Here is a 24,800-nt window from a genome sequence, read left to right as displayed (position 1 = left end):
CGGGCGGTGCCCTCGCCGGTAGGCTGGGGGGATGGCAGAACGCACTCCGTGGTCCCTGAGCGGGGCCTTGCGCGGCATGTTCCAACGACCCACGATCACCGAGGACACGTGGGACGACCTCGAGACGGCTCTCGTCGGAGCCGACTTCGGCCCCGACGTCACCGAGGCCGTGATCGACGAGCTGCGCGCCAACGTCGAGCGGTACCGCACGACGGATCCGCGCGACCTCCAGCGCATGCTCCGCGAGACGATCGAGGAGCGCCTGTCGAAGTACGACACGACACTCCGACTCACGGAGCGACCGGCCGTCGTCCTCGTCGTCGGCGTCAACGGCGTCGGGAAGACGACGACGATCGGCAAGTTCGCCCGTTTCCTCGGGACCTACGGCCGCTCGGTCGTCGTCGGGGCGGCCGACACGTTCCGCGCCGCGGCGGTCGACCAGCTCGCGACCTGGGCAGAGCGCGGGGGAGCGCAGATCGTCCGGCCGCAGCAGCAGGGTCAGGATCCGGCGTCCGTCGCCTTCCAGACGGTCGAGTTCGCGAAGCGCACGGGCACCGAGATCGTCATCATCGACACCGCGGGCAGGCTTCACACGAAGGGCGGGCTCATGGACGAGTTGACGAAGATCCGCCGCGTCGTCGAGAAGCAGGCGCCGGTGTCCGAGGTCCTGCTCGTCCTCGACGCCACGACGGGGCAGAACGGTCTCGCTCAGGCGCAGGCCTTCATCGAGCACGCCGGGGTCACCGGCCTCGTCGTGACGAAGCTCGACGGTTCGGCGAAGGGCGGCTTCGTCCTCGCGGTCCAGGAGCAGACGGGCATCCCGATCAAGCTCGTGGGCCAGGGCGAGGGGATCGGCGATCTCACCGGATTCACGCCGCACGTCTTCGCACAGAAGCTGGTGGGCTGACATGGCGATCGAACACGACTTCTTCGGCGTCGTCGAGGCGTCGGGCGACGGCAGCGCGTACTGGTCCGAGAACGTGGAGCTCGGCGACCGCTCGGTCGACGTCTCCCTTCTGGCTGACGACGCGGAGGAGCTCCGCGAGGACGACCTCGACCTCGTCCAGGCCATGATCGTCACGCTCGAAGGCATCGACCGCCAGACCCGCGAGTCGATGGTCGTCGAGTTGGGCGATCGGTCCTCCGTCACGGTCGCCTACGTCGATGCCCTCGTGGAGGAACTCGGGGAGTCGATCCACGACATCCTCGCCGTCTCGTCCGGCGACCTGCCGATCGACATCCTCCGTTCGCTGCTCGTCACGCGCATCGAATTCCGGCCGCTCTCGCGGGGAGACGACGACGTCTTCGCGGTCTTCGAATACACCCTCGGCGAGGACCTGAGCGACGACTACCTCGTCGCCTCGCTGAATCGCAGCGGTGAAATGGTCGACACGGAGATCCAGGGCGACGGGAACGGTTAAACTGGAGGTCTCATGGCTACCTTTGGAAATCTCTCCGACCGCCTCGCGGATACATTCAAGAACCTCCGCAAGAAGGGCTCGCTCTCGGCGTCCGACGTCGACGGCACGGTCCGCGAGATCCGGAGGGCGCTCCTCGAGGCCGACGTCGCCTTCGAGGTCGTCAAGGACTTCACCTCGCGCGTGCGGGAGCGGGCGCTCGGCGATGAGGTCAACAAGGCGCTCAACCCGGCGCAGCAGGTCGTGCAGATCGTCAACGAGGAACTCGTCGGCATCCTCGGCGGGCAGCAGCGTCGGCTCGAGTTCGCGAAGACGCCGCCGACGGTCATCATGCTCGCCGGTCTCCAGGGTGCGGGTAAGACGACGCTCGCCGGCAAGCTCGCGAAGTGGCTCGCGAAGGACGGTCACACGCCACTCCTCGTCGCTGCCGACCTCCAGCGCCCGAACGCCGTCACGCAGCTCTCGGTGGTCGCGGAGCAGGCCGGCGTCGCCGTCTTCGCTCCTGAGCCGGGCAACGGTGTCGGCAACCCGGTCAAGGTCGCGAAGGACGGCGTCGCGTATGCGCGCTCGCGCCAGTACGACACCGTCATCGTCGACACCGCCGGTCGGCTGGGCGTGGATGCCGAGCTCATGAAGCAGGCCGCGAACATCCGGAAGGCCGTCGATCCCGACGAGGTCCTCTTCGTCATCGACGCGATGATCGGCCAGGACGCGGTCAACACGGCGAAGGCCTTCCAGGACGGAGTGGACTTCACGGGCGTCGTGCTGTCGAAGCTCGACGGCGACGCCCGCGGTGGTGCCGCCCTCTCGGTCGCCTCCGTCACGGGTCGTCCCATCATCTTCGCCTCCACGGGGGAGGGCCTCGACGACTTCGAGCCCTTCCATCCGGACCGCATGGCGTCGCGCATCCTCGACCTCGGCGACATCCTCACGCTCATCGAGCAGGCGCAGCAGGCCTTCGACGAGGAGGAGGCGCGCAAGGTCGCGGAGAAGTTCGCGACCGACTCGTTCACGCTCGAGGACTTCCTCAAGCAGATGCAGCAGCTGCGCAACATGGGCTCGATCAAGAAGATGATCGGCATGCTGCCGGGCGCCGGCGCGATGCGCGAACAGCTCGACTCGTTCGACGAGCGGGAGATCGTCCGCACCGAGGCGATCATCCAGTCGATGACCCCGGCCGAGCGCCGCAACGCCAAACTCCTCAACGGCTCGCGGCGACTCCGCATCGCTCGAGGCGCCGGCACGACTGTGACCGAGGTCAATCAGCTCGTGCAGCGGTTCGAACAGGCCGCCAAGATGATGAAGACCGTCGCTCGCGGTGGCGTTCCTCAGATGCCGGGCATGGGACCGATCCCCGGCGCTCACGGCGGTGCCTCGCGCAAGCAAGCGGCCAAGTCGAAGAAGAAGAGCGGGTCGCGCTCGGGCAACCCGGCGAAGCGTGCAGCCGAGAACTCCGGCGCCGCGACGTCGGGCGCCGCGGTGCCTGCGGGCTCGGGATTCGGACTCGGCCTCGGAGGAGGGGCGGCACGCTCGGTCGACGCGCCCTCCGAGGACGAACTCGCCGCGCTGCAGAAGTTCCTCGGTCGAGGCTGAGACTGCCGAGGTTGTCGAGTCGCTCCCTCGGGCGACTCTCCAGTCGTCAGCCGGCGGCGATGCCGTGTCGCAGCTCGTGGGCGAGTGATCGAACCACGGCCGTCAGGTCGCCGTTGTTCGCCTCGGCGACGCGCAGTTGACGCTGGTAGCTCGCGCCGTTGTCGAGGATGTCGCCGATCGAGGCGAGTTCCGCCGAACAGCCGAGGCGTTCCGCCGTCGGCTCGAGCCTGACCATGAGGCGGCGGAGATCGTCGGTGACGAGCGACTCCGCGCCGTCGGCTCCCACGATGAGCTCCGCGTCGAGCCCGTAGCGCGCCGCGCGCCACTTGTTCTCGCGGACGTACCAGGGTGCGAGCGTCGTGGGACTCCCCCCGCGATCGATCGCGCTCGAGAGGTGTTCCGTCAGACAGTGGATGAGAGCGGCGACAGCACCGAATTCCGTCGTGGTCGAGGCACTGTCGCACGCCCGGAACTCGAGAGTGCCCCAGCGCGGTGCCGGACGGATGTCCCAGCGCACCTCGGTCACGTCCTCGACGACGCCCGTGCGCGTCATGTCGGAGACGTACCGTTCGAACGCCTCCCAGTCCTCCAGCTGGTAGGGGAGCCCCGCCGTCGGGAGCTGTTGGAACATGAGCGCACGGTTCGACGGGTAACCGGTGTCGACGCCCGCCCAGAACGGGCTCGATGACGAGAGCGCCTGGACATGAGGAGACCAGGTGAGAAGACCGTCGAGCAACGGGATGACCTTGGCACGGTCCTCCACACCCACGTGCGTGTGTACGCCCCAGATCATCATGTTCCGCCCCCACCACTGGGTGCGGTCGATGAGCTTGTGATAGCGAGCCTTGTCCGTGACCGGCTGGTCGAACCACTGACCGAATGGATGCGAGCCGCTCGCGATGAGTTCGACTCCGAGCGGATCGATGATCTCGCGCACCTCCGCGATCTGATCCTCGAGGTCACGGATCGCCGACGGCACGTCGTGATGCACTCCGCTCACGAGTTCGACCGTGTTGAGAAGGAGCTCGCCCGTGATCTTCGGATGCTCCGATCCGTCGGGGCCCTTGAGCTCCTCGAGCACCTCGTGCGCGATCGAGCGCAGTTCTCCGCTCTGCGCGTCCACGAGGGCGAGTTCCCACTCGAGACCGATCGTCGAGCGTTCTGACGGCGAGAAGTCGATCTGCACGTCGTGCCCCTTCCGTTCCGTGGGCTGGCGTCCTCGCCATCCTTCCACGCACCCCGGGAGCGTGCGGCCTGATCGCACGGGTGTGACGTCGTGCGTCGCCCCGTGCTGCGGAGATTAGGAGGAGCGCGCGGCTCATGACAGAATAGAGAGTTGGATGCGTCGCGCCCGACCCTCTATCAGGTCCGACTGCGTCCCCTCGAGCTCATGCCGAGTGTGCCCCCACGCTCACGGCGGCAGTTCATTCGACAAAACCCATACACATCAGGAGCATTGTGTCCGTCAAGATCCGTCTCAAGCGCCTCGGCAAGATCCGCGCGCCCTACTACCGCATCGTCGTCGCCGACTCGCGCACCAAGCGTGACGGCCGCGTCATCGAGGAGATCGGCAAGTACCACCCCACCGAGGAGCCCTCGCTCATCGAGGTCGACTCCGAGCGCGCGCAGTACTGGCTCTCCGTCGGCGCCCAGCCGACCGAGCAGGTCGCCGCGATCCTCAAGCTCACGGGCGACTGGGGCAAGCACAAGGGTGACAAGGACGCCGTCTCGACCGTGAAGACGCGCGAGGCCAAGGTCGCGTTCGTCGCCGACGAGAAGAAGAAGCCCGTTCTCAAGCCGAAGTCCGAGCCGAAGGCCCCTCCGGTCGAGGCTCCCGCAGAGGCTGAGGCGTCCGACGCCGGCGCCGCTGACGCAGACAAGGCCTGACGTTGCTCGGACCCGCGCTCGAACACCTCGTGAAGGGGATCGTCGATAACCCCGACGACGTCCGCGTGGTCGAACAGAACACCGCTCGCGGCGAGGTCCTCGAGGTTCATGTGAACCCCGAGGACCTCGGTCGCGTGATCGGTCGTTCCGGTCGCACGGCGAAGGCACTTCGCACCCTCATCACCGCCCTCGCCGACGGCCGACGCGTGCGCGTCGACGTCGTCGACACCGACGCCTGACGTGGCGGCGTCGAACAGGAAGACCGAACTGCGCGTCGGTCGGCTCACGAAGGCGCACGGCCTCAAGGGCGCCCTGAAGGTCGAACTCTATACCGACGATCCCGCATCGCGATTCGTGCCGGGAGCCGTCTTCACCCTGCAGGTCCCCGAGGACTCCCCGTGGGCGGGGAAGACGGTGGAGCTCGCGGAGCTGCGCTGGTACAACCAGCAGCCCGTGGCCTTCTTCGTCGGTATCGAGGACCGCACAGCCGCCGAGACCCTCGTCAAGGCGATCCTCTGGGTCTCCCTCGATCCCGATGCGCTTCCGGAGGAGGAGAACGCCTGGTACGACCACCAGCTCGTCGGTCTCCGCGTCGTCCGTGACGGGCAGGACGTGGGTCGCGTTGCTCGCGTCGACCACTTCCCGGCTCAGGATCTCCTCATCGTCTCGACGGCCAGCGGCGAGGTCATGGTTCCATTCGTCTCGGCGATCGTGCCGTCGGTCGACGTCGTCGCGGGAGTCGTGACCATCACCCCGCCGGAGGGCTTGTTCGAGCTCGGCGACGACGCACGAACCGATACGGACTCGCCGGCCGATGACGTGCCTGCGGAGGAGACCGCGCCGGACGAGGTCGTGGCGGACGTCGGCGCCTCGGAGGTCTCTGCGGAGAGCGACGGCGTCGCTGCCCGAGAGCCCCACGACGAGGCCTGAGGTCCGCCGTGCGATTCGACGTCGTCACGATCTTCCCCGAGTTCTTCGACACCCTCGACATCTCGCTCCTCGGCCGAGCCCGCCGGGGCGGAACGGTCTCGTGGGCGATCCACGACCTCCGGGATCACACGCACGACCGCCATCGCACGGTCGACGACACGCCGTACGGGGGCGGCGCGGGGATGGTCATGCGGCCGGAGCCCTGGGGCGAAGCGCTCGACGCGATCCTCGACGATCCCGTGGACGATCCGCTCGTCATCTTCCCCTCGCCCGCCGGTGAGGTGTTCACTCAAGCGATGGCGCGCGAACTGAGTGCGGAGTCGCATCTCGTTTTCGGCTGCGGACGGTACGAAGGCATCGATCAGCGCGTCGTCGACCACACCGCTGCGCGTGCCCGCACTCGGCTCGTGAGCATCGGTGACTACGTCCTCAACGGGGGAGAGGTGGCCGTCGTCGCGATGCTCGAGGCGATCGTGCGGCTCGTCCCCGGGGTCGTCGGCAACCCCGAGAGCCTCGTCGAGGAATCGCACGAAGCGGGACTCCTCGAGTACCCGTCGTATACGAAGCCGCAGGAATGGCGGGGGCTCCCGGTACCCGAGGTGCTCTTGAGCGGCAACCACCGTGCGATCGCGGAGTGGCGTCACCGCGCGAGTCTCGAACGCACGAAGCGCGTACGCCCCGACCTGCTGCCGCCGGACGAGACGCCCCACGCCTGACCGGATCGTCCGGACGGATCAGTCGCGAGCCGTGAGGATGATGGGCCCGTCGTCGGTGATCGCGATCGTGTGCTCCATGTGGGCGCCGCGTGAGCCATCGGCACTGCGCAGGGTCCAGCCGTCCTTGTCCGTCACGATCTCGTCCGTCGACTGCAGGAACCACGGCTCGATCGCGATGACGAGACCCGGACGCAGCGGGTAGCCGCGGCCGGCGCGGCCGTCGTTCGGGACGTGAGGATCGCCGTGCATGGTGCGGCCGACACCATGGCCCCCGAAATCGGTGTTGATGGAATAGCCGGCCGCCGTCGCGACGGCGGCGATCGCCGCGGAGATGTCGCCGACCTTGGACCCGGCCCTCGCCGCCGCGACCCCGGCGTCGAGTGCCTGCGTCGCGACGTCGATGAGTCGGACGTCCTCTGGGCGCTTGCGCCCGACGATCACGCTCACCGCGGAGTCGGCGACCCAGCCGTCTACCGCCGCGGCGAAGTCGAGGCTCACGAGGTCGCCGTCGCGCAAGCGGTAGTTGTAGGGGAGTCCGTGGAGCACGGCGTCGTTGACCGACGTGCAGAGCACCTTGCCGAAGGGCATCGCCCCGAACGACGGGTGGTAGTCGATGTAGCTCGACACGGCACCGCGTTCGCGGATCATCTCGTGAGCGAGGGCATCGAGTTCGAGCAGGTTCACCCCGACGGCGGCTTCCGACGCCACACGGGTGAGGACGTCGGCGACGAAGCGACCGGCGGGCCGCATCTCCTCGATTTCGGCCGGTGTGCGCAGTTCGATCATGGTTCCTCCCTGTCCATTCTCGCAGGCCTGAGCGGGTCGACGGCGCACAGCCCTCGCCCTGAGAACTCCCAGCGGCCGATCGTAGGATCGACGCATGCTGTTGCGCCGCGCGTTCTACTACTGGCAGTTCATCGCCGCGCTCGTGCTGCCGATCTGGCTGTTCGTCGGGTGGAGCTTCTCGAGCGGCAGCGGGTGGTCCTTCGTGGGGTTGCTCGTCCTCGCGCCCGTTCTGTTCGTGTTCATGCTCGTTGTGAGCGTCGTCGTCTACATGCGGTCGAGCGTGCGCCGGAACAATGCCATCTCGTGGTGGGACGTCGCGTTCATCGGAGCCTGGCACGCCACGATCGTCGCGTTCGGCTTCTTCACGGAGGCGAGTTCGGCCATCGCCGTCCTCGGCGTCCTGCTCGCGCTCGGATCGTTCTGGGCCGCCGTCTGGCAGCTCGTGACCGAGACCCGGGCGCAAGCGAAGGCCGCGTTCCGTGAGTTCGAGCAGATGGCGGCGCGACCCGACGCCTCCCGACGTCCTCCTGTCGTCGATGGTGGCGTGTATGTCGTCACCGAAGCGAGCGACGAGCGCAACCGCTGACCCTTTTGCGGTCGGGCGTGTCGGCGTGCCACAATAGACGATTGTGCCGCGCACGGGTTCTGCCCCTGGGGAATCCGCGTTCTGATGCGGCGCACCTCATCGTTGACAACCGAACGCGCGATCGACCAGAGGCGGTCGCAGAGAGTGAATCATCATGCACATCCTCGACTCCGTCGATGCAGCATCCCTGAAGTCGGACATCCCCGACTTCCGCGCCGGCGACACCGTCAAGGTGCACGTGAACATCATCGAGGGCAACCGCTCCCGAATCCAGGTCTTCCAGGGCGTCGTCATCGGCCGCTCGGGCGAAGGCGTTCGCGAGACCTTCACGGTCCGCAAGGTCAGCTTCCAGGTCGGTGTCGAGCGTACGTTCCCCGTGCACTCCCCGAACATCGACCACATCGAGGTCGTCACCCGCGGTGACGTGCGTCGCGCGAAGCTGTACTACCTGCGCGACCTGCGCGGTAAGAAGGCGAAGATCAAGGAGAAGCGCGACGCCTGATCGCGTCCACCGACGCCTCGCGCGTCATCTCCACGGAGCTCCCCCCGGTTATGCTGGTGGGGAGCTCCGGGCGGTTAAATGACAGACAACACTCTCTCGGTGGACGACGCGTCCACCCGGCCGAGACGTACCCAGAACCGCAAGCGCGGCGCGTTGTACTTTCTGCGCGATCTGCTCGTGATCTTCGTCGTCGCGCTGCTCGTCTCCTTCCTGGTGAAGACGTTCCTGATCCGTTCGTTCTACATCCCGTCGGGGTCGATGCAGAACACGCTGCAGATCGACGACCGCATCATCGTGAATCAGCTCGTGCCCGAGGTGGTCCCGCTGTCACGGGGTGACGTCATCGTGTTCCGCGATCCGGGCGGCTGGCTCGACGGCGCGCCGAAGCCCGAGCAGCCGGTGATCGTCGAGGCGATCGACTGGACGCTCAGCCTCGTGGGGCTCACGTCGCCCGACAGCGATGAGCATCTCATCAAGCGGGTCATCGGCCTCCCAGGGGACCACGTCGTCTGCTGCAACTCGCTCGGGCAGCTGAGCGTGAACGGCGTGCCCCTCGATGAGCCGTACGTCGTCAAGCCGGACCCGTCCTCGCCCGTCTCCGCCGACGATTTCGATGTCGTGGTGCCCGAGGACTCGCTCTGGGTGATGGGCGACAACCGCTACAACTCGAAGGACTCCCGCTACAACACGGAGACCCCGGGAGGCGGCTACGTGCCCGTTGACGACGTCGTGGGCCGCGCGTTCGTCGTGAGCTGGCCGTTCGCGCACTGGTCCTGGCTCGACGCCTACCCGACCGTCTTCGACGCCGTCCCCTCCCCGGCAGAGGAACGATGACGATCGTCCTGCCACACCTCGATGTCGAGCGCGAACTGCTCGCCGCCGGGTCGCACGTCATCATCGGGATCGACGAGGTGGGTCGCGGGGCGATCGCCGGTCCCGTCGCGGTCGGCGTCGCGGCCATCGACGTGTCCTGCAGCACGCTCCCCGACGGTGTGCGCGACTCGAAGCTCTTGAGTGAGAAGCGCCGCGAGCAACTCGAACCGATCGTCATCGAGTGGGCGGTGGCCACTGCCGTCGGTTTCGCCGAGGCTCACGAGATCGATGAACTCGGGATCATGAGGTGCCTCGGTCTCGCAGGCAAGCGCGCTCTCACGTCGCTTCACGAGAAGGGCGTCGATGTCCGATCGAGCACTCTCCTGCTCGACGGCAACCATGATTATCTGAGCGCGTCATTGGCGACCCCGCTCCACGTCGTCACGCGCGTGAAGGCCGACCGCGACTGCGGTTCCGTGGCGGCGGCCTCGGTCGTCGCGAAGGTCGCGCGTGACCGCGTCATGATCGCCCGTCACGCCGAGCACCCCGACTACGGGTGGGCGGGCAACAAGGGCTATGGCAGCTCCGCTCATCTCGAGGCGATCGGTACGGCCGGCGCGACCGTGCATCACCGTCGTACCTGGCTGCACGCGACCGCTTAGGATGGGATCGATGGACGACGAAGAGATCGAAGACTACGACAGGGAAGTCGAACTCGCGCTGTACCGCGAGTACCGGGACATCGTCGGGCAGTTCGCCTACGTGATCGAGACGGAGCGCCGCTTCTACCTCGCGAACGAGGTGGAGTTCGTGCGACGCGACACCGAGCACGACTTCTACTTCGAGATCACCATGCGCGACGTCTGGGTCTGGGACGTCTACCGATCCGACCGTTTCGTGAAGTCGGTGCGAGTCCTCACGTTTAAGGACGTCAACATCGAAGAGCTGTCGAGCCGCGACTTCGAACTGCCGAAGGAACTCGCGCTCGACGAATAGCGCGACCGTCGTCCACAAGCGGCGATGAGCCACGCGATCCCCGATCGGGCGGAAGGCACGGCCACCGCCGTCGACCGCCGCGCATGCTCGTGTGCGGAGGTCGCACATGGCAACGAAGGACGAACTGGGTAGGCGCGGGGAAGACCTCGCCGTCGGATTCCTCGAGCGAGCGGGATACGAGATCCTCGACCGCAATTGGCGGAGCCCGACGGGTGAGATCGACATCGTCGCTCGCGGCACGGGCGTCATCGCGATCGTCGAGGTGAAGACGCGCTCCGGCGTGGGCTCAGGTCATCCGTTCGAGGCGATCACCTATTCGAAACTGCGTCGACTGCGTTCGCTCGCCGCCGAGTGGTGTGCTGCAGCAGAACGCCCGAGTCGCGTGGTCCGCATCGACGTCGTCGGGGTCGTGGCCCCGCCCGGGGCGCCGGCCGTCATCGAGCACCTCACGGGCGTGCTCTGATGGCGGTCGCGCGGACATGGGCCGTGAGCCTCCTCGGACTGGAGGGCGCCCTCGTCGAGGTCGAGACGGACGTCTCCTCCGGCCTGCCACGGTTCATCATCATCGGCCTCGCGGACCGTGCCATCTCCGAAGCGGAAGGGCGGGTGCGGCAAGCCATCACGAACTCGGACTGCCTCATTCCGCCGCACCGCATCACGGTGAACCTGTCTCCGGCCGGACTGCCGAAGAACGGCACAGCATTCGATCTCGCGATCGCGCTCTCGTGCCTCGCGGCGATCGGCGACGTCGAGGCCGCGTCGATCGCCCGTGTCGTCCACGCGGGTGAGTTGGGTCTCGACGGGAGGCTCCGTCCCACTCCGGGGATACTCCCGATCGTGAGAGCGGCGCGGCGAGCGGGGCGCGAGACCATCATGGTGCCGTCGGCCAACGCGGCGGAGGCGTCCCTGGTCCCCGGTATCCGTGTGGTCGCAGTCGACTCCCTTCGCGCCGCGGCCATCTGGCACGGGGCGGAGCTCGAGATGGCAGACCCGGTCGTCGAGACTCCGGACCCACCGGCCCTCGGAACGTCTCCGCCGCTCGAACTCGCCGACGTGCTCGGGCAGGACGACGCCGTCGAAGCGCTCGTCACGGCTGCGGCGGGCGGCCATCACCTCTTCCTGCTGGGTCCGCCAGGCTCGGGCAAGACGATGCTCGCGGAGCGATTGCCCGGGATCCTTCCACCCCTCTCGACGGAGGCGGCGCTCGATGTGTCGTCCGTGCGGTCCCTCGGCGGGCAGCGGGTCGGCGATTCCCTCGACACCGTGCCTCCGTTCGAGAGCCCGCACCATACGGCTACGGCCGCCGCCGTCGTGGGCGGTGGGAGCGGAGTCATCCGTCCGGGCGCCGTGGCCCGAGCGAGTCACGGCGTCCTGTTCCTCGACGAGGCCCCGGAATTCGCCCGCGTCGTGCTCGACTGTCTCCGTCAGCCCCTCGAGACGGGCTGGATCACGATTCATCGGGCGAACGCGGTCGCTCGTTTCCCCGCCCGGGTGCAACTCATCCTGGCGGCGAACCCCTGCCCGTGCGGGCAGTACGGCGCGCCGGAGTCGTCGTGTCAGTGCGCGCCCTCCGCGATCCGGCGGTACTTCTCCCGCATCTCGGGCCCTCTGCTCGACCGGATCGACCTGCAAGTGACGGTCCGCCGCGTGTCGAGCGCAGCGAACCGGATCGCGGGGGAGCGAACGGTGTCGACCTCGGAGGCCGCCCGTTCGCGAGTCCTCGAGGCGCGGTCCCGCGCCGAGCGTCGTCTCCGCGAGACACCGTGGGCGGTGAATGCGGAGGTGCCCGGTGCCTTCCTCCGATCGTCTCCCATCGCACTCGATCCGCAGGCCGTACGCCCACTCGATCGCGGTCTCGAGCGAGGAGCGCTCACCATGCGCGGCTACGACCGCGTTCTCAGGGTCGCGTGGACGCTCGCCGACCTCCGGGGTACCGCCTCGCCCGATCACGACGACGTCTGCCGCGCGCTGTTCCTGCGCAAGGGGATCGCCGCATGAGGCTGCTCGGTTTGTCGGAGGCGCAGATGGTCGATCGTGCTCGTCGGGTGTCGGACGCCGAGACGGTACCGGATCTCGTGTCGGTCTTCGCTCGCGGTGCGTGGACCACCGTGGCGGAACCGGGCGACGGTGCCGCAGGGGGAGTAGTGGCTGCACTCGGTCCGGCCGTTGCGCTGCGGGCCATCACCGAGAGGTGGTCGGCCGAGCGGGTCAGGGCACGGTGCGAGTCGAGGAATATCGCGGAGGTCGCCGAGGCTGTCGCGGCGGCATGGTCGTCCGGAGCGACCCGGTGGCGTTCCCGCCTCGATGGGGCGAACGTCGCTGCTGCTTTCGATCTCGCGTCCAGGACGGGAGTACGGCTCGTCGTGCCGGGCGGCGCGCGATGGCCCGAGCGTGTCGTCGACCTCGGAGTGCACGCACCCGTAGCGCTCTGGATGCGCTCGCGAGTGGATGAGCAGGACGCTGCCTTCGGGCGATCGATCGCGCTCGTCGGTGCACGGGCGGCGACGGGCTACGGGGAGCACGTCACGCTCGACGCCGCGAGCGGGCTCGTCGACCGAGGATTCACGATCATCTCCGGCGCCGCCTACGGCATCGACGGCATGGCCCACCGAGCGGCTCTCGCCGGTCGTGGCCGCACGATCGCCTTCCTGGCCGGAGGACTCGACCGGCCGTACCCGAGCGGACACGCCTCGCTCATCGACCGGATCGCGACGACCGGGGCGGTGTACTCGGAGGTGCCGTGCGGTGCCGCGCCCACGAAGTGGCGATTCCTCCAGCGCAATCGATTGATCGCCGCGTCGTCGGCGGCAACGGTCGTGCTCGAGGCCGGTCGCCGGAGCGGATCCCTCAATACCGCCGGTCATGCTGCATCGCTCGGGCGCCCCCTCGGCGCCGTCCCCGGTCCCGTGACCTCCGCCGCGTCCGCCGGTTGCCACCGGTTGCTTCGCGAATACGACGCGACGTGCGTCACGACGGCGGCCGAGATGGCGGAACTCGTCGAACCGGTTTCAGCGTCGGAGGCGGAATCCGCTGGAGGAAGCGCCTCGACAGGTGATGCGGCACGGTCCGTCCTAGCGGTTCTCAACCGTCGTTCGGCGACGACCGTCGGTCAGATCGCCGACCGGACGGGGCTCACATCGAGCGAAGTGCAGTCGACCCTCGGGCTGCTCGACCTGGAGGGGGCGGTCGTCGAGACCGCGTCGGGGTGGAGCAGGCCGTGACGTCGGATCGGGCGGCCGCGGGTCACTCGCCGTCGCCGCGGTCGCCGTCCTCCTGCCCGTCGCCCGCGAAGGATCGGTCCTCGTCCACCACACGACGGGCGGCTCTCGCCTCGGCCTCGGCGCGCTTCCAATCCAGTTCGCGTGCGCGGATGTCAGCGGTTCGAGCGTCCACCGCATCGTCAGCGTCATCCAAGCGACGTTCGAGGCCGCGCAGAACGTCTCGCTGCCGCGCCGCCTCGGCGGCGAGCTCGTCGCGGCGACTCGCGAGGGCGTCTCGTTCCCGCTCACGTCGTTCGCGGTCGGCTCGTGCCGCTTCCGCACGCGACTCGGCGGCGCGGAGGTCGCGTTCGTGGCGTCGCCTCTCCGCGGGCGACGGCCCGTCGGGAGTCGCACGACGCTCGCGCGCGACCGAGCGCTGCGAGGTCCGGGTCGTCGTCGATCGTGCTGCGCGCAATTGTCTCGACGCTGTCGAGCCGTCGTCGGACCCGTCGGGGTCGGACCCGTCGTCGTCGGCGTCGGCGGTGGTGAGCTCGTCCGGGGGCAGCTCGACGATGGCCGTCAGATCGCCGCGGGACATGCCACCCGGCTCGGGTGCGCGGATCAGGCGCCCGGTCGACATCGCCGTGGCCACGAGCCTGTCCGCGAGAGCGGCGCTCAGGGCCTCGGACAACTCGTCAGCGGCCGCCGCGCTCAGCGGCCGTCCGGCGGCCTCGGCGAGGGAGCGAGCCTCGTCTACGAGGTCGCCGATTAGCGAATGCCGCAGGCCTGCGAACTTCTTGAGAGCGTCCCGGTCACCGGCGGTCGTCGCAGCCGAGATGTCCTCGCGGAGTCGATCGAGGTCACGGGCCACGTCGTCGGAGGAGCGGAACAACAGATTGCTCGCCCAGGCAGCCGCCGACGGCTTCCGGAGCGCTGCGACGGCGGCACCGAGTTCGCGCTCGCCCGACTTCTTCGCGGCCGAGGCCCGTGCATTGCGGACCGATGTGAAGTCGTCGAGGGGCACGGTGTACAACTCGTCGGCGGCGGCCGTGAGTCCATCCGGTTGCACCATGAGTCGATTCCAGCACAGCCCGCGGTGGTTGGGCAGCTCAGGCGGCCAGCGGTTCTCCGCGAGGCTGCGGCGGGCACCGGGCACCGGGCTCCGGTGAGGGACGTTTTCGAGCGAGCCAGGGGCGCCGAGATCGTGACGAGGGGCGTGCCGGGCCGCCCGCGACCACGATCGGGGGCATGCTGGAAGCATGCACCTCGAGGCCGCTGTCGGACAGTTCCTCGAGCACCTCCGCGTCGACCGCCACTTCTCCGCCGAGACCGTCAGGGCGTACCGATCCGATCTCACGACGTTCGCGGTGTGGGCGGCGCGCCGGAGCGTGACGACCGTCGACGACGTGGACCTCGCGCTCCTCCGGGACTGGTTGTGGTCGTCGGCGAACGATGGTCTCGCGACACGCACGATCGCGCGCCGCTCGGCCGCGATCAAGAGCTTCTGCCGCTGGCTCGCCTCGTCTGGGCTCACGGAGCACGACGTCGCCGGCCGCCTCCGATCGCCCAAGAGCGGATCCCATCTCCCCGCCGTGGTTCAGAGGGGACAGATCGACGAGCTCCTCGGGGCGCTCGCTGAGGAGGCGGCAGACGGCGACCCGATCGCGCGTCGTGACAGCGCCGTCGTCGAACTGCTCTACGCGTCCGGCATGCGTGTCTCGGAACTGTGCGGCCTCGACCTCGACGACATCGACCTCGATCGACTCACCGCGCGCGTGCTCGGCAAGGGCTCCAAGGAACGAGTCGTGCCATTCGGTGTGCCCGCCCGCGACGCGATCGTCGACTACGTGACGGCGGCCCGCCCGGGCCTCCTCGCTCGGTCCTCCCGTGGGAAGCCCGGCGGAGGCGTCGAAACGGCCGTGTTCCTGGGCGCCCGGGGGAGTCGGCTCGGGACGCGGACGGCGTATGCGATCGTCGATCGGGTCCTGTCGCGGGTCGACGGAATCACGGCGAAAGGGCCCCACAGTCTGCGCCACTCGGCGGCGACCCATCTCCTCGACGGCGGCGCCGACCTCCGGAGCGTGCAGGAGTTGCTCGGTCACGCGAGTCTCGGGACGACGCAGATCTACACGCACGTCTCGACCGAGCGACTCACCGAGAGCTATCGTCGGGCGCATCCTCGCGCCTGACCGTGGTTCCGGACGCCCGTGGAATCGCTCCGACGGCGGCTCGCGCGGTGCAGCGCCGCCCGGCTCGCGCCCTTCGCTCACCCGTCGAGCGGGAGGAGGACGGACCGCCGGGGAGGGCGGAAGAACGGGGCCGGATCGACGTATGCGCCCTCGAACCGAACGCCGAGGTGCACACACCCCGATCGGCAATGCATCGCATGCCCGGGGCCGAGCGTGCCGAGCACGTGTCCGGCGCTGACGGGAGCGCCCGAGCGGACATTCGGCACGATGGGATCGTAGCTCGACACGAGACCTCCTCCGTGATCGACCGTGATCACGGAGCGTCCGGCGACGGGCCCGGAGAAGATCACCGTCCCGTTCGCAGAGGCCGTGATCGTCTCACCGACGGCAGCAGCGATGTCGATACCGCGATGCCCGGCGCCGAATCGGTGCTCGGGGGCGTCGAACGCGTCGACGATGTGGCGTCGACCTGCCGTCGGCCAGCTCCAGTCCGCTCGTGCCGCGGCGACCGCGGTGGACGCGCGGTCCGTCACCGGCGAGGCGGCGGAAGACGTCGAGCGGCCCCCCGCGGCCGCGGTGGGGGCGGCGGCGCCGAACGAGATCACGAGCGCCAGAGCTGCGGCGCGGAGGCGTGGTCGGCGAAGGAGCGACGGTCCTCGGTGAGTGGGCCGGTGGCACGGGCGAGGGGCGGTCGGCGTCCGACGTCGGGGGAGCGGGTGCATCGTTCGAGGGAACACCGCCGAGGCTGCGGCCGCGGAGGCGACGCTCGGCCCGGGGACGCGGGGCGCCGACACCCGGTTGTGGACGGCGGTGGTGTATCCTGACGGGAGCACCTCGCTCCGCGGGGTGACTACGCGTGCCCACTCGCGGCAGGACATCCACCGGTCCACTCTCTCGCGTTCCCTCGCGAATTCAGGAGTGGCGGACGTGCGCCAGGGCACCAGGAGATCCGATCGACCGATCGGAGCGAACCGAATGGCGCTCGCGCGCCGGAAAAGGAGAACGGCTCATGGCCGTCGTCACCATTCGCCAGCTGCTCGACAGCGGCGTGCACTTCGGGCACCAGACCCGCCGCTGGAACCCGAAGATGAAGCGATTCATCTTCACCGAGCGTTCCGGCATCTACATCATCGACCTGCAGCAGTCGCTCGCCTTCATCGACAAGGCGTACGACTTCGTCAAGGAGACGGTCGCCCACGGCGGCACCATCCTCTTCGTCGGAACGAAGAAGCAGGCTCAGGAGTCCATCGCCGAGCAGGCGACGCGCGTCGGCCAGCCCTACGTCAACCAGCGCTGGCTCGGTGGCCTCCTCACCAACTTCCAGACGGTCTCCAAGCGACTCGCTCGCATGAAGGAGCTCGAGGAGCTCGACTTCGAGGACGGCTCGAAGTCCGGCTTCACCAAGAAGGAACTCCTCATCAAGAAGCGCGAGTTGGACAAGCTCCACAAGTCGCTCGGTGGAATCCGTAACCTCACGAAGACGCCCTCGGCGCTGTGGGTCGTGGACACCAAGAAGGAGCACCTCGCGATCGACGAGGCCAAGAAGCTCGGCATCCCCGTCATCGGCATCCTCGACACGAACTGCGACCCCGACGAGGTCCAGTACCCGATCCCGGGTAACGATGACGCCATCCGCTCGGTGAGCCTCCTCACCCGCATCGTCGCCGACGCCGCAGCCGAGGGCCTCATCCAGCGCCACCAGAAGCCCGAGGAGGGCTCTGAGCCCGCCGAGCCGATGGCCGAGTGGGAGCAGGAGCTTCTCCAGGCAGGCCAGGCCGACGCCGCTGCAGCAGCCGAGCTCCCGACCGAGGAGAACGACGCTGACGCCGCCGTCGCCGCCAAGAACGCGGAGATCGGCGACGACGCTCCCGTCGAGGACCCCAAGGCTCCGGAGACCGACGCCGAGACCGAAGCGCGACTTGAAGCAGAGGCGACCGAGGACGAGAAGGTCCCCGCCGCTGACGCCGACAACAACTGACGACCAGAGGAGTAACCGCCGCATGGCAAACTTCAACATCGCCGACCTGAAAGCGCTGCGCGAGCAGCTCGGAACGGGCATGAGCGACACCAAGAACGCACTCGTCGAGGCCGACGGCGACGTCGAGAAGGCGACCGAGATCCTTCGTCTCAAGGGTGCGAAGGGCAACGCGAAGCGTGCCGACCGCTCCACGAGCGAGGGCCTCGTCGCCTCCGTCCAGAGCGACGCCGGCGTCACGATCATCGAACTCGCGTGCGAGACCGACTTCGTCGCGAAGAACGAGAAGTTCATCGCCCTGTCCGAGAAGGTCGTCGCGGCGGTCTCGGCCGCCGGCGCCAGGACCCTCGAGGAGGCCCTCGCGGCCCCCGTCGACGGCGGCACCGTCGCTCAGGCGATCGACGACCAGGCCGCCGTCATCGGCGAGAAGGTCGAACTCCGCCGCGTCGCGCTCGTGACGGGCGACCAGTTCGCCGTCTACCTGCACCGCACGTCGAAGGACCTTCCCCCGCAGATCGGTGTCGTCGTCGCCTACACCGGCTCCGACGCCGAGACCGCTCGCGGTGTCGCCCAGCACATCGCCATGTTCGCGCCGCAGTACCTCACGCGCGGCGACGTCCCCACGGACGCCGTCGACAAGGAGCGCGACATCGTCACGGAGATCTCCCGCGGCGAGGGCAAGCCGGAGGCGGCGCTGCCGAAGATCGTCGAGGGGCGACTGACGGCCTTCTTCAAGCAGGTCGCTCTCCTCGAGCAGGACTACGCTCGCGACAACAAGCAGCAGGTCGGCAAGATCCTCGAGGCCACGGGCCTGACGGTCACCGACTTCGTGCGGTTCAAGGTCGGCGCGTAACCGATGTATGAAGAGTCCGGATCGCTCATGGCGATCCGGACTCTTTCATGTGTACGGCGGGCATCGCCGACCACTAGTTTTATGCAAGACCCTCGGGAAGGAACGGGCACCTCATGACAGCACCGGAAAAACGACGCGTACTCCTGAAGCTCTCGGGGGAGGCCTTCGGCGCCGGGGCCCTCGGGGTCAATCCCGATGTTGTGAGCCAACTGGCACGTGAGATCGCCGCGGCGGCTCGCCACGTCGAGGTCGCCATCGTCGTCGGTGGTGGGAACTTCTTCCGCGGGGCGGAGTTGTCCCAGCGTGGGATGGACCGTGGCAGGGCCGACTACATGGGCATGCTCGGCACAGTCATGAACGCGCTCGCGCTGCAGGACTTCCTCGAGCAGGCCGGCGCCGAGACACGTGTCCAGTCGGCGATCGCGATGACGCAGGTCGCGGAGCCCTACATCCCGCGCCGTGCCGAGCGGCACCTCGAGAAGGGCCGCGTCGTGATCTTCGGCGCTGGCGCCGGGCTTCCCTACTTCTCGACGGACACCGTCGCGGCGCAGCGAGCGCTCGAGATCGGTGCGTCGAGTGTCCTGCTCGCGAAGAACGGCGTCGACGGGGTCTACTCCGCCGATCCGCGCAAGGACCCGGACGCGACGAAGATCGACCACATCTCCTATCAGGAGGCGCTCCAGCGCGGCCTCAAGGTCGTCGACTCGACGGCCTTCAGCCTGTGCATGGACAACGGCATGCCGATGCGCGTGTTCGGGATGGAGCCCGAGGGCAACGTGACGGCGGCCATCGAGGGCAAGGAAATCGGGACCCTCGTCAGCAACTAGACTTTGATCAGCAGTTCCAACGTGAGGAGTAGCGAGTGATCGCCGAAGTTTTGGCCGATGCATCGAGCCGGATGGACAAGGCCGTCGAGGTCGCGAAGGACGATTTCGCGACGGTGCGCACGGGAAGGGCCAACCCGCAGCTCTTCCAGAAGGTGCTCGTCGACTATTACGGCACGCCGACGCCGCTCGGGCAGCTCGCGTCCCTGCAGAACCAGGAGGCGCGGACCCTCATCGTGACGCCGTACGACAAGAGCGCCCTCCGCGACATCGAGCAGGCGATCCGCGACATGCCGAACCTCGGAGCGAACCCGACGAACGACGGCAACCTCGTGCGGGTGAGTCTGCCCGAGCTCACCCAGGAGCGCCGCAAGGAGTTCGTGAAGCTCGTGCGCACGAAGGGCGAGGACGCGAAGGTGTCCGTCCGCAACATTCGCCGCAAGGCGAAGGACGAGCTCGACGCCCTCAAGAGCGAGGTCGGCGACGACGACGTCGCGCGCGGTGAGAAGGAACTCGAGAGCATCACGAAGGCGCGCATCGACGCGATCGATGAGGCTCTCAAGCGTAAAGAAGCCGAGCTGCTCGAGGTCTGAGCCATGAGGAGCTCCACGACAGGGTGGTCCGTCGCATGACCAGTCCGAACGCGGACGGCGATCCGCCGCCGCATCGCCGAGCGAATGACGCGCGACCCGACCTGCACGCTCAGCTCAACGCGAAGCGTGCCGAGATCGAGGAGCGCGTCCGATCGACGCGCGCCGATCTCGAAGGTCGGGTGACGGACGTCCGCACGCAGTTCGACCAGGCGAACGAACGTGTCGAGGCCCGCGTGGGACGCAACCTCCTCATGGCGACGGCCATCGGGGTCGCGCTCGTCGTCACGCTCGTGGTCAGCCTCTTCTTCCTCAAGGAGCTGTTCGTGCTGTTCGGCGCGGCGGTCGTGGTCTTCACCTCGCTCGAACTCGCCACGGCGCTTCAGCACGCGGACCGGCGAACCGACAGGTGGCCGGCCGCCGGCGCCGGACTCGTCTTCGTCGCCGCCGCGTACTTCACCGACGGACCCACACGGTGGGCCGTGATGATCGCGGCGGTGACGTTCGTCGTCGTGTGGCGACTCATCGCGCAGATGGCGGCTGCCGACGGGCGGGCGCCCCTCGAGGTCGTCCTCGACATCGCTGCCGCAGTCTTCACGCAGGCGTACATCGCGGGCCTCGGCAGCTTCGCCGTGATCCTCGTCGCTCGCGACGGCGGCGAGCTCTGGGTGTTCGCGTTCATCGCCCTCGTGATCGTCGTGGACGTCGGAGCGTATGCCTCCGGCCTGTCGCTCGGCCGCCACGCGATGGCTCCCCGGGTCAGCCCGAACAAGACGTGGGAGGGCTTCGCGGGAGCGGTCCTCCTGAGCCAGGTCGCCGGTGTGCTCTTCGCCCTCTACCTCCTCGAGCAGCCGTGGTGGGTCGGCATGATCTTCGGCGCGGTCATCGTGCTCTCCGCGACGATCGGGGATCTGTCCGAGTCGATGATCAAGCGCGACATCGGCATCAAGGACATGAGTTCATGGCTGCCGGGGCACGGTGGCTTCCTGGATCGTCTCGACTCCATCTTGCCGTCGGCCCCCGTCGCCTACCTCCTGTTCGTGATCTTCGCATGACCGCCACGAGAGTCCCCAACACGCGGAGCCCGCGCCCGGGAGAGAATGGAACCGTGTCGACCTCCCCGTTTCCCATCGTCCGTCGAGGTCGCGGCTACGCGCCCGCCGACGTGGACGCCTTCCTCCGCGACGCGCGGACGGCGTACGACCTCGATCCGTCCGCCGACCCGATCCTCAGCGCCGACGACATCCGCCGGGTCTCGTTCCCTCTCGTGAGGAAGGGATACTCCACGTCTTACGTCGATGCCGCCCTGGAGCGTCTCGAGGACGCGTTCGCCTTGCGCGAGCGCGAACGCTCGCTCGACACGATGGGCCGGCGACGTTGGCTGGCCGAGACACGCGAGACCGCGCAGGTGCTGCTCAACCGCTTGTCACGGCCCGCCGGCGAGAAGTTCTCGCGCTCCGGCCGCTTCACACAGGGGTATCGGATCACGGACGTCGACACCCTCGCCGTGCGCCTCGTCGCCTATTTCGAGACGGGCGCGGCCATCGATGTGGAGACGGTCAGGACGGCGATCTTCCGGCCGCAGCGGGGCGGTTATTCGGAGGAACAGGTCGACCGCGTCCTCGACGCGGTGGTCGACGTGATGCTCGCTGTTCGCTGACTCACGAGCGGGGTTCGTGACATTTTCGTGATCTGAGCTAAAATCGTTGAATCGTGGGTAAGCATCTCGCACTTTCAACGTCTCCCGTCCCGGCCAGCATTCGGCAGCGGGACGCTCGTCGTACGGAAACGGACGCTCGGCCGCAGCGATCGCGGTCCGGGAAGAGCCTGCCGGTCGCGCTCCTCGGGTTCCTCGCCGCTTTCGGAGTGATCGCGGTCAACATCGTCGATCCCTACTCCGGTGCGACAGCGTCGCCCTATTTCGAGATCGTGCCGCGTTACGAACGCTCCGACGTGCAGACCCTAACTCTCGCGGGGGACTACGACACCACCTTCACGCGCGACGTCTACGGCGCGGAGGCCGCTCCGCCGCCTCCGCCGCCCCCGCCCCCTCCCGTGGAGGAGGAGGACGAGGACGAGGACTCTTCCGATTCGGGTGGGTCGGGCTTCTCTGCCCCGAAGGCTGCGGTTCCGGACCCCGGTACTGCTCAGGCGATCGCGTACGACATGGTCGCGGCACGTGGTTGGGGCGAGGACCAGTACTCGTGCCTCGTCTCGCTCTGGAACAAGGAGTCGGGCTGGCGTGTCAACGCCGAGAACACGAGTTCCGGCGCGTACGGCATTCCGCAAGCACTCCCGGGCAGCAAGATGGCATCCGCGGGCTCGGACTGGGCGACCAATCCCGCCACGCAGATCTCGTGGGGCCTCGGTTACATCAGCGGCCGCTACGGAACGCCGTGCGGGGCGTGGGGACACTCGCAGTCGGTCGGCTGGTACTGACGAGAGGCCGTCGACCCGTGGGTGCCGCGAGCGATCTCCGATAGCATCGGCTCATCGTGGGTAGACATGCAGTGGTCGTGCGCGCATCGGCGCGGTCGTCGTCGCACCGGCCGTCGAGTCGACGCGCTCGTCGGCACGGCGGTTGCTCGGTGCCCTCGCCTTCGTCGCCCCCGCAGTCCTACCCGGGGAACAAGATGGCGTCGGTCGGCGCTGACCGGAAGACGAACCCGGCGACCCACATCACCTGGGGCTTGGATTACATCAGCGCTCGGTACGGATCGCCGTGCGGTGCGTGGAGCCACTCCGAGGCCGTCGGCTCCTACTGACGACAGCCGATCGCTCCACGAGCGTCGGGGACGGGAAACGAAGCACCATGCCACGCAGCAATCGACCGCGGCGCGGGGGACGCGACAACGATCGCGGCGAATCCGACCTGTCCGCGCTGCTCAACGGATGGAAGCGCACGGAGGTCCGTCGTGGGGTCACATGGTGGGTGCAGCCCGTCTCATCGAGCCAGTCGCAGAAGGAGTATGTCTGCCCGGGCTGCGGTCGGAGGGTGGACGCCGGGACGGCCCACGTCGTCGCGTGGCGCGCCGATGGTCCGCTCGGGGACGCCGCCGATCTCGCCGCACGTCGGCATTGGCACTCGCACTGCTGGCGGATCGGATGACCGGCAGGGCACGGAGAGAAGAGGAATGACCATGGAGATCCGCGGAGCAGTCGAGCTTCCCGCCCGGCGCGAGGACGTCGAACTCGAGACGGCCGACGGCCTCACCCTCGTCGGCGAGCTGGCGTCGCCGCTCGAGACCCCGGCGGTCGCCACCCTCGTGACCCTGCATCCGCTCCCGACGGCGGGTGGCTTCATGGACTCGCACATCCTGCGGAAGGCCGCGGCGCGCCTCCCCGCCCTCGCGGGGCTCAACGTCCTGCGTTTCAACACGCGCGGCACCACCTCTGATCGTGGCACGAGCGATGGCGCCTTCGGCGAGGGGATCACGGAGGAAGCGGACGTCGCCGCAGCGATGCGATTCGTGACGGAACGCGGCCTCGCACGGCCGTGGCTGCTCGGCTGGTCGTTCGGGACGGAGCTCGCCTTGAAGTACGGGCGCGCTCATCCCGTCGACGGCGCCATCCTGCTCTCGCCGCCGTTGCACCGCACGAGCGACGAGGAGGTCGCGGCGTGGGAGGGCGATCGCCGCCGGCTCGTGGTCCTCGTGCCGGAGTTCGACGACTACCTGCGGCCCTCGGAGGCGACGAAGCGGTTCGCGTCCGTGCCGTCGGCCACGCTGATCCCCGTGGAGGAGGGCAAGCACCTCTGGGTGGGGGAGAAGCTCACGCGCCGCGTGCTCTCCGAGATCGTCGCCGTCGTCAATCCCGCAGCCCTCCCGCTTCCGACCAGCTGGTCCGACGGGGGCTGAACCCGTCGGACCGCCTCGAGCGGGACGTCGCTCAGAGTTCGTTCTGACGCGGGATCACGACCTGCTTGATGATGAGCAGGACGGCGGCGGCCGTGGGGATCGCGATGAGCGCGCCCAGGATGCCGAGGAGGGAGCCGCCCGCGAGCGCAGCGATCACGACGACCGCGCCCGGGACGGCGACGGCGCGCTTCATGATGTTCGGGCTCAGCACGTACGCCTCGATCTGCATGTAGACGAGGTAGTAGATCGCCGCGACGAACGCGGTGAGGGGCGATCCGAGCCCCGGGATGAGGCACACGAGCGAGATGATGATGGAGCCCGTCAGGGTCCCGACGAGCGGGATGAGGGAGAAGAAGAAGCCGAGGCACGCGAGCACCGGGGGGAACGGGGCGTCGATGATCGACAGGGCGATGTAGCTGAGGATGCCGCTGCATGCCGCGATGGTCACCTGCCCCGTCACGTAGCGACCCACCGAGTCCGTGATCTGCTCCGCGAGGTCGGCGAACCGCGCACGCTTGGTCGCCGGGACGAGCTGGTACAGGCCTCGCTTCGTCGCCGGCAGCGACGCCGTGAAGTAGATGGTCAGGATGAGAACGATGAGCGCTCCGAAGAATCCCGAGCCGATCGCGAAGACCACCTGGATCGCGCCGCTGCCGATGTTCGTGATGTTCTCGGTGATGAACGATCCGGCCTCGGTGATGATGAGGTCGACGTTGAGGAACGGGAACTGGTCGCGCAGGTTCTCGATGAACTCGTTCGAGCTGACCTGACGCTGGAGGAGCGGTACGAGACGGGCGAGCTCCCCGATCTGGTCGACGATGATCGGGACGACCATCCACACGAGTCCGCCGAACAGGGCGAGGAGAACGACGACGACGATGACGAGTGCGGCCCAGCGGGGGAGCCCGCGGCGCTCGAGCCACGTCACGATCGGGTCGAGACCGAGGGCGAGGAAGAGGGCCGCCCCGATGTACACGAGGATCGTCTGGAGCGTGACGATGGAGAAGAGGATCAGGAGTCCGAGCCCGACGCCGAGGGTGCCCACCAGTCCGACGCGGAACGCGTTCTGGATCCTCATCCGACCT

30 protein-coding genes and 1 pseudogene are annotated in these 24,800 nt (G+C 68.3%); 26 read left to right on the top strand and 5 right to left on the bottom strand.

What is annotated here, in order from left to right; genetic code table 11:
• Positions 1–31: 31 nt before the first annotated feature.
• The 3 genes from ftsY to ffh are packed head-to-tail and all read left to right on the top strand — an operon-like array spanning position 32 to position 3,011.
• Positions 32–907 carry a signal recognition particle-docking protein FtsY gene (ftsY, locus tag ELQ90_RS07830; RefSeq protein ID WP_128494685.1) on the top strand — a complete coding sequence of 292 codons (876 nt, stop codon included), beginning with the start codon at positions 32–34 and terminating at the stop codon, positions 905–907.
• Between the two features lies 1 nt (position 908).
• Positions 909–1,421 carry a DUF2004 domain-containing protein gene (locus ELQ90_RS07825; RefSeq protein WP_128494684.1) on the top strand — a complete coding sequence of 171 codons (513 nt, stop codon included), beginning with the start codon at positions 909–911 and terminating at the stop codon, positions 1,419–1,421.
• Between the two features lie 12 nt (positions 1,422–1,433).
• Positions 1,434–3,011, top strand: coding sequence for a signal recognition particle protein (gene ffh / locus ELQ90_RS07820; protein ID WP_128494683.1), 1,578 nt, complete (start codon positions 1,434–1,436; stop codon positions 3,009–3,011).
• Positions 3,012–3,057: 46 nt separating this feature from the next.
• Here ffh and ELQ90_RS07815 read toward each other — a convergent pair whose 3' ends face one another.
• Positions 3,058–4,197, bottom strand: coding sequence for a glutamate--cysteine ligase (locus tag ELQ90_RS07815; protein ID WP_128494682.1), 1,140 nt, complete (start codon positions 4,195–4,197; stop codon positions 3,058–3,060).
• 272 nt (positions 4,198–4,469) lie between these two features.
• Between ELQ90_RS07815 and rpsP the strand changes: the two genes are divergently transcribed.
• From rpsP to trmD, 4 genes are read left to right on the top strand one after another with little or no spacing between them, the layout of a single operon-like run.
• A complete protein-coding gene (gene rpsP, locus ELQ90_RS07810) occupies positions 4,470–4,898 on the top strand; it encodes a 30S ribosomal protein S16 (RefSeq protein WP_128494681.1) in 429 nt (142 codons plus the stop codon).
• A 2-nt stretch (positions 4,899–4,900) separates the two neighbouring features.
• Positions 4,901–5,137: an RNA-binding protein gene (locus tag ELQ90_RS07805; RefSeq protein ID WP_106564607.1), complete on the top strand. Its 237-nt coding sequence runs from the start codon at positions 4,901–4,903 to the stop codon at positions 5,135–5,137.
• Between the two features lies 1 nt (position 5,138).
• The gene (gene rimM / locus ELQ90_RS07800; protein WP_208020588.1) at positions 5,139–5,828 is read left to right on the top strand and encodes a ribosome maturation factor RimM; all 690 of its coding nucleotides are present in this window, start codon (positions 5,139–5,141) and stop codon (positions 5,826–5,828) included.
• Positions 5,829–5,836: 8 nt separating this feature from the next.
• Entirely contained in the window at positions 5,837–6,544 is a 708-nt protein-coding gene (gene trmD, locus ELQ90_RS07795; protein ID WP_128494680.1) for a tRNA (guanosine(37)-N1)-methyltransferase TrmD, read from the top strand.
• Between the two features lie 18 nt (positions 6,545–6,562).
• Here trmD and map read toward each other — a convergent pair whose 3' ends face one another.
• The gene (gene map, locus ELQ90_RS07790; protein ID WP_128494679.1) at positions 6,563–7,330 is read right to left on the bottom strand and encodes a type I methionyl aminopeptidase; all 768 of its coding nucleotides are present in this window, start codon (positions 7,328–7,330) and stop codon (positions 6,563–6,565) included.
• A 94-nt stretch (positions 7,331–7,424) separates the two neighbouring features.
• Between map and ELQ90_RS07785 the strand changes: the two genes are divergently transcribed.
• The 8 genes from ELQ90_RS07785 to dprA all read left to right on the top strand — a co-directional run bounded on the left by ELQ90_RS07785 (position 7,425) and on the right by dprA (position 13,448).
• Positions 7,425–7,916, top strand: coding sequence for a hypothetical protein (locus ELQ90_RS07785; protein ID WP_128494678.1), 492 nt, complete (start codon positions 7,425–7,427; stop codon positions 7,914–7,916).
• Positions 7,917–8,070: 154 nt separating this feature from the next.
• Positions 8,071–8,418, top strand: a complete 348-nt coding sequence (gene rplS, locus ELQ90_RS07780; protein ID WP_128494677.1) for a 50S ribosomal protein L19 — start codon at positions 8,071–8,073, stop codon at positions 8,416–8,418.
• A 78-nt stretch (positions 8,419–8,496) separates the two neighbouring features.
• On the top strand, positions 8,497–9,252 hold the full coding sequence (lepB, locus tag ELQ90_RS07775; RefSeq protein WP_128494676.1) for a signal peptidase I: 756 nt from the start codon (positions 8,497–8,499) through the stop codon (positions 9,250–9,252).
• Positions 9,249–9,893 carry a ribonuclease HII gene (locus ELQ90_RS07770; RefSeq protein WP_128494675.1) on the top strand — a complete coding sequence of 215 codons (645 nt, stop codon included), beginning with the start codon at positions 9,249–9,251 and terminating at the stop codon, positions 9,891–9,893. The genes lepB and ELQ90_RS07770 overlap by 4 nt, the downstream gene beginning before the upstream one ends.
• A gap of 10 nt (positions 9,894–9,903) precedes the next feature.
• Positions 9,904–10,227: a DUF2469 domain-containing protein gene (locus ELQ90_RS07765; protein ID WP_128494674.1), complete on the top strand. Its 324-nt coding sequence runs from the start codon at positions 9,904–9,906 to the stop codon at positions 10,225–10,227.
• 106 nt (positions 10,228–10,333) lie between these two features.
• Complete coding sequence (locus ELQ90_RS07760) at positions 10,334–10,690, top strand: YraN family protein (protein ID WP_128494673.1); 357 nt, start codon at positions 10,334–10,336, stop codon at positions 10,688–10,690.
• Positions 10,690–12,225 carry a YifB family Mg chelatase-like AAA ATPase gene (locus ELQ90_RS07755; RefSeq protein WP_128494672.1) on the top strand — a complete coding sequence of 512 codons (1,536 nt, stop codon included), beginning with the start codon at positions 10,690–10,692 and terminating at the stop codon, positions 12,223–12,225. Before ELQ90_RS07760 ends, ELQ90_RS07755 begins: the two co-directional genes overlap by 1 nt.
• On the top strand, positions 12,222–13,448 hold the full coding sequence (dprA, locus tag ELQ90_RS07750; RefSeq protein ID WP_128494671.1) for a DNA-processing protein DprA: 1,227 nt from the start codon (positions 12,222–12,224) through the stop codon (positions 13,446–13,448). The genes ELQ90_RS07755 and dprA overlap by 4 nt, the downstream gene beginning before the upstream one ends.
• 22 nt (positions 13,449–13,470) lie before the next feature.
• Here the strand turns inward: dprA and ELQ90_RS07745 are convergent, their stop codons facing one another.
• Positions 13,471–14,499, bottom strand: a complete 1,029-nt coding sequence (locus tag ELQ90_RS07745; protein WP_128494670.1) for a coiled-coil domain-containing protein — start codon at positions 14,497–14,499, stop codon at positions 13,471–13,473.
• 187 nt (positions 14,500–14,686) lie between these two features.
• Here ELQ90_RS07745 and ELQ90_RS07740 point away from each other — a divergent pair, with 187 nt between their 5' ends.
• Complete coding sequence (locus tag ELQ90_RS07740) at positions 14,687–15,616, top strand: tyrosine recombinase XerC (protein ID WP_128494669.1); 930 nt, start codon at positions 14,687–14,689, stop codon at positions 15,614–15,616.
• A gap of 77 nt (positions 15,617–15,693) precedes the next feature.
• Here the strand turns inward: ELQ90_RS07740 and ELQ90_RS07735 are convergent, their stop codons facing one another.
• Complete coding sequence (locus ELQ90_RS07735; RefSeq protein ID WP_166408896.1) at positions 15,694–16,221, bottom strand: murein hydrolase activator EnvC family protein; 528 nt, start codon at positions 16,219–16,221, stop codon at positions 15,694–15,696.
• A 404-nt stretch (positions 16,222–16,625) separates the two neighbouring features.
• Here ELQ90_RS07735 and rpsB point away from each other — a divergent pair, with 404 nt between their 5' ends.
• From rpsB to ELQ90_RS07685, 10 genes and pseudogenes are all read left to right on the top strand, one after another.
• Positions 16,626–17,594: a 30S ribosomal protein S2 gene (gene rpsB, locus ELQ90_RS07730; RefSeq protein ID WP_128494667.1), complete on the top strand. Its 969-nt coding sequence runs from the start codon at positions 16,626–16,628 to the stop codon at positions 17,592–17,594.
• 22 nt (positions 17,595–17,616) lie between these two features.
• A complete protein-coding gene (tsf, locus tag ELQ90_RS07725) occupies positions 17,617–18,444 on the top strand; it encodes a translation elongation factor Ts (protein ID WP_128494666.1) in 828 nt (275 codons plus the stop codon).
• A gap of 113 nt (positions 18,445–18,557) precedes the next feature.
• Complete coding sequence (gene pyrH, locus ELQ90_RS07720; RefSeq protein ID WP_128494665.1) at positions 18,558–19,271, top strand: UMP kinase; 714 nt, start codon at positions 18,558–18,560, stop codon at positions 19,269–19,271.
• Between the two features lie 35 nt (positions 19,272–19,306).
• Entirely contained in the window at positions 19,307–19,861 is a 555-nt protein-coding gene (frr, locus tag ELQ90_RS07715) for a ribosome recycling factor (RefSeq protein ID WP_128494664.1), read from the top strand.
• Between the two features lie 35 nt (positions 19,862–19,896).
• Complete coding sequence (locus ELQ90_RS07710; protein WP_128494663.1) at positions 19,897–20,913, top strand: phosphatidate cytidylyltransferase; 1,017 nt, start codon at positions 19,897–19,899, stop codon at positions 20,911–20,913.
• 53 nt (positions 20,914–20,966) lie between these two features.
• Positions 20,967–21,518, top strand: coding sequence for a DivIVA domain-containing protein (locus ELQ90_RS07705; protein ID WP_243696059.1), 552 nt, complete (start codon positions 20,967–20,969; stop codon positions 21,516–21,518).
• Positions 21,519–21,985: 467 nt separating this feature from the next.
• Positions 21,986–22,297: pseudogene (locus ELQ90_RS17240) on the top strand (aggregation-promoting factor C-terminal-like domain-containing protein); the annotation flags it as partial.
• A gap of 56 nt (positions 22,298–22,353) precedes the next feature.
• Positions 22,354–22,623 (top strand): aggregation-promoting factor C-terminal-like domain-containing protein, encoded by a 270-nt coding sequence (locus ELQ90_RS17235; protein WP_481808281.1) that lies wholly within the window; start codon positions 22,354–22,356, stop codon positions 22,621–22,623.
• A gap of 47 nt (positions 22,624–22,670) precedes the next feature.
• Positions 22,671–22,967, top strand: a complete 297-nt coding sequence (locus tag ELQ90_RS07690) for a hypothetical protein (RefSeq protein WP_128494661.1) — start codon at positions 22,671–22,673, stop codon at positions 22,965–22,967.
• Between the two features lie 31 nt (positions 22,968–22,998).
• Positions 22,999–23,715: an alpha/beta hydrolase gene (locus ELQ90_RS07685; RefSeq protein WP_128494660.1), complete on the top strand. Its 717-nt coding sequence runs from the start codon at positions 22,999–23,001 to the stop codon at positions 23,713–23,715.
• 31 nt (positions 23,716–23,746) lie between these two features.
• On the opposite strand, the gene ELQ90_RS07680 is transcribed toward ELQ90_RS07685, so the two are convergent.
• Positions 23,747–24,793 carry an AI-2E family transporter gene (locus tag ELQ90_RS07680; protein ID WP_128494659.1) on the bottom strand — a complete coding sequence of 349 codons (1,047 nt, stop codon included), beginning with the start codon at positions 24,791–24,793 and terminating at the stop codon, positions 23,747–23,749.
• Positions 24,794–24,800: the final 7 nt, after the last annotated feature.

This window comes from Labedella phragmitis, assembly GCF_004078635.1.
GTDB lineage: Bacteria > Actinomycetota > Actinomycetes > Actinomycetales > Microbacteriaceae > Labedella > Labedella phragmitis.
This window is presented reverse-complemented; position numbering and strand designations above follow the sequence as displayed.